Below are 13494 nucleotides of genomic sequence, written 5' to 3'. Positions count from 1 at the left end.
TGAACGGAGCCACGCATGCCCTGGACTGAAACCGCCCGCCGGGAGTATCGGCGGGAACTGCCGCGATATGCAAGCGATCTGACTGATCGGGAATGGGCGTTGGTCATGCCCTTCATGCCGTCGCCACGCCGGCTTGGACGCCCACGCCGGACCGATTTGCGGGAGGTGATGAACGCGATCCTCTACATCGCGACGACCGGCTGCCAATGGAGGCAACTGCCGAAGGACTTCCCACCCTGTTCCACCGTGCAGAGGTATTTCTACGACTGGCGCGACAGCGGCCTGCTCGCGTCGATGCGCTTCGAGCTTGCGATGGAGACGCGAGTGCTGGAAGGCCGCGAGGCCAGCCCGAGCGCGGGGGTGATCGACAGCCAGAGCGTGAAAACCACCGAAAGCGGCGGCGTTTGCGGCTTCGACGCGGGCAAGAAGGTCAAGGGACGCAAGCGCCACATCGTCGTTGACACCATCGGCCTGCTGTTCGGGCTGGTGGTTCATGCCGCCGACATTCAGGATCGCGATGGCGCGCCGGCGGTTCTGAAATCCATCCGTCATCTCTGCCCCTGGCTTCGGCATGTCTTCGCAGACGGAGGATATGCCGGGCCGAAGTTGCGCGGCGCGCTCGACAGAATGGGCACCTGGACGTTGCAGATCGTCAAACGGTCCGACACCGCGAATGGCTTTGAGGTCCTGCCCCGCAGATGGGTCGTCGAGCGCACCTTTGCCTGGCTCGGTCGCTGCCGTCGCCTCGGCAAGGATTGGGAGAAATCCACCGCCTCCGCCGAGGCATGGATCAATGTCGCCCATGTCCGCCTTACAACAAGACGCCTCGCAAGGAACTGGGATCGTTAGCGGAATTTTGAGTCGGGCTCTTAGACCGAGGCAGCCCCAGGACGTAACCACGGTCATGCGGTATCCAACCGGCCATGGAGCTTGCTCAACCGTCGTCTCGGTTCCGGCTCCTGCCCTGCGCATCCACATCACGACGGGCCCGGCAAAGCCGGATGGAAAGTCATGGCCTAAGGGGCCGACTGCCATCATGAGAACAGGCCGCTGAAATAGTCGTGACTCGACCGCGGTTTGAGAACATGATTCACCGTCGGCATGATAACAGTGGGAGTGATCATGCGCGGAGCGGACGAGACGAGCGGGTCGCTGTTCAGCTATGTCGATCTTGAGGACCGCATCCCTGCGCAGCACCCGCTGCGGAAGATCCGGCAAGTCGTGAGTGACGCACTGGCCAGTCTGGATGCGGAGTTTGAAGCGCTTTACACCGCCTTTGGCCGCCCCTCGATCGCACCGGAGCGGCTGATCCGGGCCAGCCTGCTCCAGATCCTGTTCTCGATCAGGTCCGAGCGGCAACTGATGGAGCAGATGCAGTATAACCTGCTGTTCCGCTGGTTCGTGGGCCTCGGGATCGACGACCCGGTCTGGGTGCCGACGGTGTTCACGAAGAACCGCGACCGGCTGCTGACGACCAAGATGTCGCGCAAGGTCATGGCGACGATCCTGGCCCATCGCGAAGTCGCGCCGCTTTTGTCGGATGATCACTTCTCGGTCGACGGCACGCTGATCAAGGCTTGGGCCTCGCTGGACCCTGCCCAACACGCGCACGCCGTCTGACGACGCGGGCAAGCTACCACTCCCCGACCGCGCAGCCATGGACGAGTTCGTGGATCAGACACCGTCCGAGACCGACCCGATGTCCCGCCCCACCCATCCAGACCGCAATGCCGAAGTCGACTTCCGGGGCCAGAAGCGCTCCAACGCCACCGTGCCTCGACGACCGCCCCGACGCGCGGCTATACAAGAAAGCCCCCGGCCATCGGCGCGATGCTGTGCTTCATCGGGCATGCGCTGATGGAGAACCGGACGCCGTAGCTCGGATGACCCCACCCAAGTCATCGTCAACTTCAAAGGCGGGTCAGGGAAGACCTCCACCGCCATTCACGCAGCCCAGGACCTTGCGATGCGGGGCTATCGCGTGCAAGGCTATCTGGATTTTGCGAATTGCCCAAAAAGAAAAAATGATGTAGCGAAAAATAACTGTAGTAATATACCCCTGCTCGGACTCTGTTGATGGCGTGGATGCCTGTTGACCGGCGTCCAAAAGGGGGTCTGACGCAGATTTGTTGCAGTTGAGCTTCACCTCGCTACATTTTGGCCTTCTTTCAGGGAGGTTACCGATGGCGTCATGGTTTTCACGCCGAGATTTTCTGCCGGCAGGGCCGATCAAATCGATCTGTCGAAGAACGAACTTGTCGGAAACATGTCTTACGAGTTCCGCTCGGACCGCGAATATTTGTACCGCAGAATGACAAAAGGCGGGATCAGGTCGACCCGAAGCCTTGGCCCTCGATCTGACAAGACCGCGCGGGCCAGCCGGGAACGCCTGACGCTGATCCAGATCTACGAGGAACTGCGCGGCCTCGGTTATGAAGGCGGATATGATGCGGTCCGCCGCTATGCCTCGGTCCGGGCGCGCACTCAAAGCTCCGGTGCCTCGTCCGCCTTCGTGCCGCTGAGTTTTGCCCCCGGTGAAGCCTACCAGTTCGACTGGAGCCACGAGGTTGTCCTCATTGATGGGGCGACCACCACGATCAAGGTGGCCCATGTTCGCCTGTGCCACAGCCGGATGTTCTTCGTGCGGGCCTATCCACGCGAGACGCAGGAGATGGTGTTCGACGCCCATGATCGGGCTTTCGCCTTCTTCAAGGGCACCTGCACTCGCGGGATTTACGACAACATGAAGACAGCGGTGGAGACCATCTTCGTTGGCAAGGAGCGCCTCTACAATCGTCGATTCCTGCAGATGGCCAGCCATTATCTGGTCGATCCCATCGCCTGCACCCCGGCTTCGGGTTGGGAGAAAGGTCAGGTGGAGAGCCAGGTCGGCACGGTCCGCCAACGGTTCTTCTCGCCCCGGGTCAGGGTCAAGAGCTACGAGGAACTGAACGCTTGGCTTCTGGATAAGTGCATCGCCTCGGCCAGAAGCAGCAAACATCCCGAGCTGACGGACAAGACTGTCATGGTCGGCTCGCATCTGGCTCGCATCAGCCCAAGGGCGGGCGCTTCGACGGCGCCTATGGCGTCGGGGATACGGAGTTCATTCAAGGCAAGGCCCTGATGTTCGAGGAGGTTCTGGCCGCCGATCTCAAAGAGGGCAGGATAGGAGAGCGGGGGGGTGATTGGTCGGAGACCACCCGCGCCACTTCGGCCGAGACCGAACAGTTTACAATCCTTGGCACTATGTGCCTGTTCTTCTTCGCAAACCCGGGGCTCTGCGTAACGGTGCCCCGTTCAAAGACTGGGTTCTTCCCGGAGCTCTCGAACAGATCCGCCGCAAGCTGCAGGGTTCCTCGGATGGAGACCGCCAGATGGTAAAGATCCTCGGCGCTGTGCTAACGGAAGGCATGCCTACGGTGCAAAAAGCATGTGCCGAAGCCCTCTCGCAAGGCGTCCATTCTGCCCCTCAATGAAGGAGAAGATGACTGGACTTGAAGCCCGGAAGTATAGCGAATAAACGGTCAATCGCACCGATGGTGCCATCGCCAAAATCCGTCTGCTACGTCCGAACATTGCGGCACTCTATGCGCAGCGGATCGGGCAGCTCTATGAGATCTGCAAGACGAGGACGGCCGCGCCCGTGCCGCCGAAACCTTCCGCTCGCTGGTCGATCAGCACGCTCATGCCGGTGCGGCGAACAGGCGATCGTGCTGCGCGGCGACCTCGACACGATCCTGCGCTTGCGGCAGGACGGAAGATCCCTGACTTCCTTGCAGAGGCCGCGGCTCTGGACGGCTGCTTTCGCCGTGCTTTTCCAGGCTTGCCAGCCGATGAACTGCGGAATGAGGGCAAAAATGCGAAAGCCTCCGCGCAGTGCTACGGAGGCTTCGCAATTATCGTTGGTTGCGGGGGCGCGATCTGCGAACTGTTTCGCAATGTCAAATGCAATCATCCAGCCGCTGCCCCACGAAAGCAACCTGAAGCCTTACGCGCAACGCACGCTCAGCTGCGCGCCCTGCTCCGCCGAACCCAATCCGCCCCGCCATAGCTCACGGCAATATAATGACCCAGCAGGTCGTTGTCGATATCCGGCCAACGAATTTCGTCCCGCCGGGTTTCATGGATGTCATTCTTCTTCCTTTCCTGGGAGTCGCGCGAGACTGCAGATCGTCTGCTCGAAATCGGGATCGAGGGCACGCCGCAACTGTCCTCGGGCGTAGTCAGAAACCACCCGGCAATCCAATCAGGTCGTCAGCCACCAACGGGTCAAAACGGATCCGATCGGCAGACGGGCCGCCTCGATCGCCCGGTTTGCCGTCGCCTTCGCGACCAGTTCGTGGAACGCGATGTCGAGTTCCGTCAGCCGCACCGGATCTGCAAGCGCCGCGCGAGTCTCGACCAGATTCTGCTCCAGCGCCGCTGCCGCCTCCGGACGCTCAGCGAGACGCCTGCTCCGACCCTCCGTCAGGAAGCGGTGGGATGGTCGGTTGATATGCTCAGGTTGTTTTGACGGTCTGTTTCTCCGGCGGTATGATCATGACTCTATGACCTAAATATTATGTAGACTCTGTCCTCCCCTTGAAGCAGTGCGGCTGATCTCGATCATCGTGCCCGCTTCGGGAAAGCCGATGTCCACGCTGTTTTCCTCGAGGAAGCGCGCGAACTCGGCCTGCGGGTGGATCTTGGCCTCCATCTCGTCCCAGCGGGACGCCTGCGGTATGTCCCTGCCTGCGGACATGCCGTGCCCAGAGACGTTCCGACGCTCGCTTCATCGCGAAGAAGATGGTCCGGTAGTCTTCGTCAGTTACGGTCACCCCCCTTAGACCTAAGGCCCACGTGTCGGCACCGTGGTGGTGGGCGCGTGTAATGGCGGAGAGCGGCGCCCTCACCAGACCGCTCACCGCGTTCGCGCAGGTCGGATGGATAGGCGGGGGTGGATATCTTTCCTTCCGGATCCGTCATGGTCTTGAGCCCCTTGGCGCGCTCCGCAACGTCTCGATCCGTGCGTTCAGGTCGGCGACCCATGGCTCGCTGTTCTCCGGATCACGCCGAAGCCCTCGGACTGGGTCTTGGCGACGACCGACTTGATCAGCGGCGCGGCGTCCCCGGCTCGAGCTGCCTCTGTGACCACCTCGTTGAAAAACGACTATGTCATCCTTGAACCCGAGGAAGTCGCCGCCGCCGTCCCCGACAGCGACAAGACGCTGGAGGTTTCGGCCTTTCTGCGCTGCGGGGAAATCGACCAGGTCTATTTCGACAAGCCGTATTACCTGGCCCCGGCCGCCGAGGAAGGCCGCCAGCGCCAGCGCCCTCTGCTCGCCCTCGAGAGAATCTGGTTGCTCAGCCGCCAGCATGTTATGCACCGCTGAAACAGCACGCGAACTCTTGAGCGCCGGCGGCGCGCGACATGGCTAAGTGAGTGCGGCGCCGAGCTGGAGCCGAGCGGATCTCCTCGGCAACAACAGAACCCCTGGCTTGGTCGATAAAATGCACCGCACGATCGACGAAATCCGGTCCCAGGCCGACGAGCTTTCCCGCATGCTTGTCCACGTCGGATCTAACGACGCGCCCGAAACACGACGGAAGTCTCGAGGTCGTTCGCGAGCTTCGCCCGGTCCTTGAGTTCGGCGAGCCGCGCACGCGTGGCGTCCAGCGCTGCGGTGCGAGAGGCATTCCGCAGTAGCGATGCGGCCTCCTCCTCGAGGCGGGCGAGTTCGCGGTTACCGTCGCTGTGAGCGCAGCGACATCCGGAGCAGGCACCGGATTCGCCTCCTCCTCCAGCAGCGCGACACGCCTCGACCCGAACTCGCCCATAATCTATGGCTCGTCTGGATACGTTTTGGCTGGCCGCGACCATAGACCCTTGGCACTAGGTTGTGAAATATATTATTATGACCAGATTAATTCACCACAGGATATGAATGGCCATCGACCTGCGCCAGTTGCGCCATGTCCTGACCCTGGCGCAGACCCTGCATTTCGGCGCGCTTTGTGGCCACACCGCTTACGAAGGCGTGAGAGCGCGCCAGTCGGGCGGCGCCGGATTAGGTGGCGGCCGACGCACAGGAGGCAAAGATCCCGGTCGCCCCGGCAACGTTCGGGCGGTGCATCCGCCCCAACAGCCGCGAACTCGCGCGCCGCCTCAAACAGGATGCGCCATACCGGCCGCCAACGTTCGTGCTGGTGTCGTATTTCAAGCTGGCGAATGACGGATCCGATCAGCCTCCACGGCCTGCGCAGCACCGGGGATGGCGGGCGATCACCTCGCCACGACTACCGATCACCACTTCATGCATATAGGCCCGGATCCAGACATCCTGATGGCGCGGCGGCGCGCGCCGCGTAGTCGAGAGGTCGGCGGTCGAGTTGCGTCCACGAGCGATTGCGTGAGACGTCCTCGCGTAGCATCTAGCGGTCGCCCTCGCTGGGGCCTTGTCCAGAGGGGCCTTCGCATCGCGGTCTTCGATCAGGGAGACAGCGCGCACCCGGCGCATCGCGCGGGAAGGGGTTCGCGGCGCTTTTCAGGCCGGACCCAGCCGAAAGGGTGCGGATCCGACAGAATTTCCAGAAGCTCTATCGCATTGCCATCGGGGGCGGCAGATAGGCGATCCTGTTCCTTGGATGTGGAGCCGGGCGTTGTACCGGAAAACCGAGTTCTGGCGGAGCCAGCGAGAGCCCGGTGTTGACGGAGACCCATGGCGCGGTCACGCATGGTCCGATCTGGTAGCGCGCTTGCATGCTCGGCCCGCCGCTTGTCCTCGGAGCGTTGCCCCGCGCTGGTGCGGTCAGGCTTCGGTACACCGCTGGCGATCGCGTGTATCCGCTCTTCCCGCTCCCGTTTGCCCATCCACCAGCGTTATGCCCACTGCAGCCTGCGCAGCTTCTGCCGGCGGCGAGCCTGTCGATGTTCTGCTGGGATCGAGCTGCGCCAGTACGGACGAAGCTTCAGCTGAGTCCATCAGTTCGGGCCCGAACGGGGTGTAGGGTGAAGGCGAGCCAGCCCCAGCCGCGGCCTCCTGTTCATAGTTTGGAAGCAGTTGTTTGAAGCAGTTGCCGACGCACGGCCATCCTCCGCAGGCTGTCCTTATGGATTGACCAAAAGTATATCTGCAACCACCAGAGGATAGCATTGGCAAAATCCTGCTCTAAGACCGGCGGAAGCTCGCGAGAAAGGGGGTTCTATGCTGCCAAGACCTGAGATGCGTGGAACGATCCAGGGCTTGAGGGCGGCTTTGCTGCGTGTGATTGCTGACGTTTGTCGCTGACGTCATCTTGCTTGCCCTCATATTCGCGTGCGTCGCGTTCTCGATCAAGGTCGAAGATGGCTCGGCCAGGACCGTCGGCGCAGCGGCGTCGATTTCCAGCTCGTTCGTCGCATCGCTCGCGCCGCACGGTCAGTTGCCGATGATCCCTTCGACGATCTGGTGATTTCCCGTGCGGGCCGTTCAGGTGATGATCATCAGACGCCTTGGCAATGCGTCGATAGGGCTCGAGGCCGGCAGCGGGTGCTCGAAGGTCATACAGGCATCGGCCGTGAGGAGGTTCATGATGGCTCGCAAGCCGACTGGCGCCTGCTGCGACAGGCTGTCCATGCGGACGTGCCTTCGGTCCATGGCTCATCGCTTCTTCGTCTGTCGTAGTCTTCCTCAGGGCGCATTGCGGGGCGCCGGGCGCTTTCGCGATATCGACGACTGCACCGCCGATGAAGTCGCAGCGCAGGATAATCGAAAGAATGCGGGCAATGGCAGCCCCCCGGCTCTCGTTCGTGTGGGACGGTAGCGCCTGGTCAGGCGCGGTTGATGGGTGTAGCGGTTTAGGTGATTTTCCGGCTCTTTGGGTCCGGGCAGGTGATCCTTGACCTGGATTAACCAGATGACTTCTGGAGCTGGCGTCGGGTTGTCTGGGTAAGCCGGTTTGCAGCTCGTCATTGCGTTGACGAGTTTCTTGCGGCGCTGGCTGATGATATTTGCGGGCCGGCGCTCGGGTGCCAGTCCATTCCTCGATCAGTTCCATTTCCTGCGCCGGGTTAAAGAACACTCAGGCTTCCTTCGCCGGGACCGGAGCGGTCGTTGCAGCGGTTCAGTTCATCGTACTGCTATTCAAGGTCGCTCGGCCTCGATCTAACTTGGACCCGTCCGGCCCGATCATGCAATTGCATCTCGTCGCGCCGACTTCAGCCCATCCAGCTCACGCTGATCGGCGGCGAGAACACCAGCATGTTGCGATAAACTCGAGGCGTTGCGCCCCGTTGCATCAGGATCATCGCGCGCTTCCTTCATCGCGTCGGATCCCTTGTTGGCTGTCTGCGGCTGCTGGTGCACGCGAAAACAATCCGAACGCCGCCTCGGTTCGTCAGGCACTTCCGAGGACCAGCTCGTTGCAACCTGCACGGCGTCGAAATGTCCGCCGATCCTCCGAGGCCGATGATATAGCTGCGCAGCCCGCCGTCGAGTTCCAGCAAAACCCGGGCCTCATCCAGATCGCGAGCATGGCGGCCGCATGCCATGATTGAGGGTTGCGACATCGAATACCAGACCGACGGCAACGATGTCGCTTGGTGAATTTGGCTTGGTGGCGGCCGCGAGCGATGACCAAAGGGTCGCTCGGGCGTGGTCCCGTGTTGAGAGCAGCGGCAAGGTTGATCTGATAGTCGTCAAGCCTCTATTTTCCTGTACTCACGGTGCGAGCCCATAAAAAGCTCCTTCGCGATATCTGCGTTCTGTCGTATAAGCTTTTCACAATCGAGGGCAACGTATGGGTGGTCGGTTTCGCCAGGGCGTCGAGGATGGCCTGCCTGACGCGCTGGCGACTGACTGCGATGAGGTGTTGGCCGAACTGACTGCGAACCGCTTCGAGATCAAGGCCAGGTCTTGAAGCTGGCCGGCCCTCGCCTCATCAGCGTGGGGCGGCCGGGAGGTCATCTGGTTCGTCCAGGTCATGGATCACCTGCCCGGACCCATCGAGCCGGATCACCTCGGATCCGCAGTCCGCATGCAACCAGGCCTGATTGCTGTCCCGCACGAACGAGAGCCGGGGGGCTGCCATTCCGCGTTCTGCCGCGATCAGCCGCGCCGTGCGGAACAGCGCTCCCCATCCTCACGATAGAGCTTCACGAACTGCTTGAGTGTATTTTCCCGGTGGTGAAACTTGTCGCCGGGGATTTCCTTGAACAGCCGTCGGCGGACGATTTCATAGCTTTCCTCCTGACTGGCGGGGCGCCAGGAGGATTCAACCCGACTAAAGGTCTGCTTGAGGTGGGCCAGGGTGCAGAACACCTCTCGCATCTCTCGATATTACGACGGCGTGGAGCTATCGGCCAGCAGCTCACCGGGTTGGCCTCGACCGTCGGCGAGGCCGGGAAGATGTGATAGCAGTCCGGCACATCGACCATGCGGTCGAACTTCTTGCCTTCCAGATCGACGATGCCGACCGCCGGCGCGGGCGAGAACTGATAGAACAGCAGCTTCTTCTTGTCCGGCGTCAGCGCGTTCATCCACTGATATGGCCGCCAGCATGTCCAGCCCGTCGAACCCGCCAAGCGACCAGGACCTGCGCCAGCCGGTCGCGGTTGTCCGGCAGGTCGGTGCGGCTGAAATACAGCCCGCGCGAGGTGCCGCCCCGCATCATCAGAAAAGGAATGGCTTTTTGCGGCATGACATGACTCCCCCACGGGGTCGGCCGCGGGCGTGCCGCCCGCCATATGGTAGAGCGCCAGCATCGAGTGGGCGCCGCCCCGAAAGCTGCAGCCACGTCGGCCTCGCCGCCCGCCCCGAAAGCCCTTCGCGCGCGCCGAGCCGAAGACCTGCCCCACGGTCGATAGGTCGCGGCTGATCTCGATCATCGTGCCCGCTTCGGGAAAGCCGATGTCCACGCTGTTTTCCTCGAGGAAGCGCGCGAACTCGGCCTGCGGGTGGATCTTGCCCTCCATCTCGTCCCAGCGGGAGAACTCCTCGGACGGACGCAGCGCCAGCGTGGCGGCATGGGCGTTGTGCCCGACCTCAGGAATTGCTGTCGCCCTCGCTGCATTGTTTCAGAAATAACTTGATACCAGACCCGCCCGGCGAGTTTAGAAACATCTTGCTGCTCCGCCCGCATCAGCAGTCTAGGAACCCCGCGGGCGAGGTCCAGCCGCGAAGACACGACAGGCCGACCATCCGCGCGGAGAAGTGTCCGCACATCGACCATGCCATCCAGCACCGCTTCTGCGTCGGCCTCCCATTTTTCAATCGCCGCAAATACTGCTGTTCGGTCCGGCAGTTCGCGTTCCTGCGATAACTTGCCGTTCTGCCCAGGGCCGCTATCCGCACATAGGCCCAGATCCGGCCCTTCTTCACGCCCTTGCCCAGACCCCTGTCGCGTAAGCTGCGATCCAGAACCCGGATCGAGGTGTCATCCGCATGTGGTCCATCCCCTCTCAACAAGTGCCGGTCGCCTGCCAGCTCTTTCCGCATCAGATAGGCATGCGCGCCTGGCGGGTGCCCGCAGCAGCGTGTCCGGCGCTTCTTTCGTTGCTCTGCCAGGTCTGGATACCGTTCCCGTCACTCAGTCGCGCGTTCCCGTCACTCAGCGCGGTTTCGATCAGTGCCGTGGTGGCGGTGCTCAACCGCGTGATGTTCTGGTCCTGGACCATCGTGTTCAGATATTGGGCCCTTTGGTGAAGCGTTTCCCAGTCCTCGTGCAGGCGACGCCAAGACTCCATGACAGCATCAAGGGATGCGCGCCGGCGTGGATCGACCTGCGTGACCGCGATCTGGCTTGCGGGGCTTTGCACGATGCTTGCTTTCCTCGCCCAGTTCGGAGGGCACGCCGACCACGCAAGATTCAAGCACCGCCGGATGCTGGTCCAGAGCCGCCTCGACCTCGATCCTGCCTCTCGCTCCGCTCCGGCCGGTATCCGGGCGATGCCCCCGGCGCCGCAACATGCCGAGCCAGCCTGAAAGCGACCCGCGACAGGCTGCTGGCGCTGTCGTCGGGTCCAGCACGGCCCTGTAGGGTGCGAACACATCGATGACCGGCCCGATGGCCGATTGCGGCATGGCGGTGGGGCGACGTTCGCCTTGGTCGGCAGCCGATGCCGGTCGTTTCACGATGCCGGGCGTAAACCTCGCCGCGGGTGCTGTCCTCGGCCGAGGCTTTTCGTGCGACAGCGAGAACGCCCGAATTGGCGAGGGCGTCGTGCTCATGATGCAATTATGCGGCTTCACCATCTCGGTTCATCGTCCACGTCCGCTAGGCGTCCGCCTTGGCCAGGGTTGCGGACTGTGGCCCAGACCTTTTGATGCCATTCACACTCTTGGTCGATTTCGTTCTGTTTGAAAGCATAGTAGATCGCCGCAGGGAAAGTTGGCGCGGAGTAAGTCACCATATTCTTGATAGCTCGTCGCATACCTTCCAAGAAAAAGTTATCAGCCGCTTCCTTGCTTCCATGCCGAAATTGAGTAGCAACCAATTCTTCGGATTCCAGGTCCTTCTAGTCACTACCGAGGAACGCTACCACCACGAAATAGGTGACCGCGCTTTTCCGGCCGGTTCAGTGTGAAGTGTGATGTAGGCGCGGCCGCCGCGGGCTTCGTAAAGCACGCGATCGCTCAGATCCTCTGACATAGGGGTCCTCCAATTTTCATTGGTTCAACCCTTGACCCAAATGCCGACATGTGTCAAGCCTCTCTGACCCGCCGCGAAGAATGTCGAAGAAGAAATTAGCGGCGAAAACACCCCTTGCTTATGGATCGGCCATGGATGGGAAGGGCCTGTTGTGCAACTGTGTACGGTGCCTCCAGTTTGGGAGACCTTTCCCTAGTGCATAGACGAGCGATGGTCTACGGATTAGACTGCAGCAAAGGACAAATATTTGCTGATGCTTCCCCGAATGATGTTACCCCTTCATAATGTTACCTTCAAAAAGAGTGAATAAACATTTCCCTTCTGTAGTTTTACCAACCGTTTTCTCAAAACGATTTTGGTTAACATGTCATGTTAAGAAAAGAAGAATAGAAGCAAGTATGATTAAAGTCCCCCACTCATCTAGCCCGTAAAGCAGAGCAAACGCACAGGCCCGACGCGGCTACCAAAGGAAGGTTTGCCTTTTTTTGCACCTTCAAGATTTGAACTCTTGATTTTCATTCTGGTATTGGTAGGTGAGGCAAGTGTAAAGTGTTTACCCTGTTTCTGCAACAATAGCTATTAAGCGAAGTGCTAGACTCTCTGTTTCTGTTCCGGCCGTATGTAGTCACGGGGTATCGGCGAGCCCGACAACAGGCACAGAAAATCCTGGGCTTTCCCAGCCTTTGTTCCAAGTCCGGCCTTCTCCATCTCAGCCTTACTGAAGTCACCCGTTTTGACTTCATAGCTGTAAGTGGATGCACCTTTATCGATGCGGTCGCTGGATTTTAAATAAAACAGCCTTTTAAAATACGGGTTTCGCGTAAAGCGGTAATCCATGGTCTTTTCGAAGCTGGCCCCCGGGATCAGCTGGCGCACCCGGTCCTGGATATGGGTCCAGATCGCCTCGGCCACCGGAGCGGGCCCGTAGATCGGCAGGTCCACCTTCCAGAAGGGCAGGCCCCGCTTTGCGCGCGCATCAAGTCGTCGTGGATGTCACTTCGTCGGCCGACGGTCACCTCCGCATTGCGGTACACAGATCGCCCTCTGAGCCGGGATGGAGCGGGCCATGTCCTTGAACTTCGGCGGGATCTCGATCATCGCCTTGCCGATCGTCCCCGCCACCGGCGTAATGCAGCTCATAGGGCAGGCCCAGCCGCTGCAATTCGCGGGTCTGGGCGATGAAGGGGGTGATGCCGACGCCGCCGGCGATCAGCAGGTGCTTTCTGGCCGTCAGGTTCAGAGCACCTCCTCGTGGGTCGAGTTCTGCCATTCACCTGATCCGATATTTACGACAACCGGCTTGCGCTCGAGCCTCCCGCGCCTCGGTCGTTGGAAAGCGGACCTATGATGCCGACATCCACCTGCTGCGCAAACAACACCGCCCGGCAAGCCGCCAACGGCCGCCGCGCCCACCATAGATGCAGCGTGGAAGGACGCCCAGGGCGGCAGCGCCCCCCGCGCGGAGGCGGGTTGATCGCTTCCAGCGGATGTACGACTTCATATCAGTTTCGTCTTGAGGTCTGCGTCTTGCATTCAACTTGCTCCCGTTAAAGACTTACCATCGCAGCCGTATCTGACAACAACCTGGCATTCGGTTGGTCAGCAGGGAAGAGTAGCATGCGAAGAGTCGTTCAAGGTCAGCGGATTACCCTTCTTCAGTGGCGGTCCAGTTCAACGCGCCTGTGACGATTCGAAGAAATACGTATCGCCCTCTTCTCCCGCGCGGTTTCCAGCGAAGGATGGCTGTTCCTCTATACCAAGCTCCGCGCATCGACGATCGAACGCCTGCGTGAATCTGGTCCGCCTTGTCTGCGCATCGGAACGTCATAGTCTCGCAGCTGCAAGAGAGCCTGATAGATAACGCATCCTCGTATTCTGTCTTTCGCG

General features: G+C 60.9%; 13 protein-coding genes and 3 pseudogenes. 8 read left to right on the top strand and 8 right to left on the bottom strand.

Annotated elements, in window-relative coordinates:
• The first annotated feature begins 15 nt into the window (after positions 1-15).
• The 4 genes and pseudogenes from DPM13_RS15085 to istA form a co-directional block, all read left to right on the top strand.
• A complete protein-coding gene (locus DPM13_RS15085; RefSeq protein WP_080620377.1) occupies positions 16-849 on the top strand; it encodes an IS5 family transposase in 834 nt (277 codons plus the stop codon).
• 273 nt (positions 850-1122) lie between these two features.
• Positions 1123-1811: pseudogene (locus DPM13_RS15080) on the top strand (hypothetical protein); the annotation flags it as partial.
• A gap of 89 nt (positions 1812-1900) precedes the next feature.
• Positions 1901-2077, top strand: a complete 177-nt coding sequence (locus DPM13_RS27725; RefSeq protein ID WP_449579281.1) for a nucleotide-binding protein — start codon at positions 1901-1903, stop codon at positions 2075-2077.
• A gap of 106 nt (positions 2078-2183) precedes the next feature.
• A pseudogene (gene istA, locus DPM13_RS27285) lies at positions 2184-3467 on the top strand (IS21 family transposase); the annotation flags it as partial.
• A 779-nt stretch (positions 3468-4246) separates the two neighbouring features.
• Here the strand turns inward: istA and DPM13_RS27280 are convergent.
• Together DPM13_RS27280 and DPM13_RS15055 are read right to left on the bottom strand one after the other, a co-directional pair.
• Positions 4247-4405 (bottom strand): hypothetical protein, encoded by a 159-nt coding sequence (locus DPM13_RS27280; protein ID WP_397246407.1) that lies wholly within the window; start codon positions 4403-4405, stop codon positions 4247-4249.
• Positions 4406-4552: 147 nt separating this feature from the next.
• Positions 4553-4741, bottom strand: a complete 189-nt coding sequence (locus DPM13_RS15055) for a DUF2303 family protein (protein ID WP_112888314.1) — start codon at positions 4739-4741, stop codon at positions 4553-4555.
• A gap of 331 nt (positions 4742-5072) precedes the next feature.
• Here DPM13_RS15055 and DPM13_RS15050 point away from each other — a divergent pair, with 331 nt between their 5' ends.
• Positions 5073-5372 (top strand): Ku protein, encoded by a 300-nt coding sequence (locus DPM13_RS15050; protein ID WP_223252072.1) that lies wholly within the window; start codon positions 5073-5075, stop codon positions 5370-5372.
• A gap of 552 nt (positions 5373-5924) precedes the next feature.
• Positions 5925-6212: a hypothetical protein gene (locus DPM13_RS21160; RefSeq protein ID WP_189654705.1), complete on the top strand. Its 288-nt coding sequence runs from the start codon at positions 5925-5927 to the stop codon at positions 6210-6212.
• A 24-nt stretch (positions 6213-6236) separates the two neighbouring features.
• Here the strand turns inward: DPM13_RS21160 and DPM13_RS27275 are convergent.
• Positions 6237-6326, bottom strand: a pseudogene (locus tag DPM13_RS27275) (Mu transposase domain-containing protein); the annotation flags it as partial.
• A 922-nt stretch (positions 6327-7248) separates the two neighbouring features.
• Here DPM13_RS27275 and DPM13_RS15040 point away from each other — a divergent pair.
• Positions 7249-7431 carry a hypothetical protein gene (locus tag DPM13_RS15040; protein ID WP_112888312.1) on the top strand — a complete coding sequence of 61 codons (183 nt, stop codon included), beginning with the start codon at positions 7249-7251 and terminating at the stop codon, positions 7429-7431.
• Between the two features lie 17 nt (positions 7432-7448).
• Here DPM13_RS15040 and DPM13_RS21155 read toward each other — a convergent pair whose 3' ends face one another.
• From DPM13_RS21155 to DPM13_RS15000, 4 genes are all read right to left on the bottom strand, one after another.
• The gene (locus DPM13_RS21155) at positions 7449-7595 is read right to left on the bottom strand and encodes a hypothetical protein (RefSeq protein WP_189654704.1); all 147 of its coding nucleotides are present in this window, start codon (positions 7593-7595) and stop codon (positions 7449-7451) included.
• A 1517-nt stretch (positions 7596-9112) separates the two neighbouring features.
• Positions 9113-9967 carry an amine dehydrogenase large subunit gene (locus tag DPM13_RS23785; protein WP_262983356.1) on the bottom strand — a complete coding sequence of 285 codons (855 nt, stop codon included), beginning with the start codon at positions 9965-9967 and terminating at the stop codon, positions 9113-9115.
• A 486-nt stretch (positions 9968-10453) separates the two neighbouring features.
• Entirely contained in the window at positions 10454-10774 is a 321-nt protein-coding gene (locus DPM13_RS21150) for a hypothetical protein (protein WP_189654703.1), read from the bottom strand.
• Between the two features lie 1424 nt (positions 10775-12198).
• Positions 12199-12549, bottom strand: a complete 351-nt coding sequence (locus DPM13_RS15000) for a hypothetical protein (RefSeq protein ID WP_112888306.1) — start codon at positions 12547-12549, stop codon at positions 12199-12201.
• A gap of 124 nt (positions 12550-12673) precedes the next feature.
• Here DPM13_RS15000 and DPM13_RS26205 point away from each other — a divergent pair, with 124 nt between their 5' ends.
• Positions 12674-12955, top strand: a complete 282-nt coding sequence (locus DPM13_RS26205; protein ID WP_189654702.1) for a hypothetical protein — start codon at positions 12674-12676, stop codon at positions 12953-12955.
• Here DPM13_RS26205 and DPM13_RS27270 read toward each other — a convergent pair.
• Complete coding sequence (locus tag DPM13_RS27270) at positions 12894-13031, bottom strand: DUF1156 domain-containing protein (RefSeq protein WP_397246404.1); 138 nt, start codon at positions 13029-13031, stop codon at positions 12894-12896. The two genes, DPM13_RS26205 and DPM13_RS27270, sit on opposite strands and share 62 nt — an antisense overlap.
• Between the last annotated feature and the right edge of the window lie 463 nt (positions 13032-13494).

Source organism: Paracoccus mutanolyticus (assembly GCF_003285265.1).
GTDB classification, from domain to species: Bacteria; Pseudomonadota; Alphaproteobacteria; order Rhodobacterales; family Rhodobacteraceae; genus Paracoccus; species Paracoccus yeei.
Note: the sequence above shows the minus strand (reverse complement) of the source record. Positions and strands in the feature narration are given on the sequence as shown.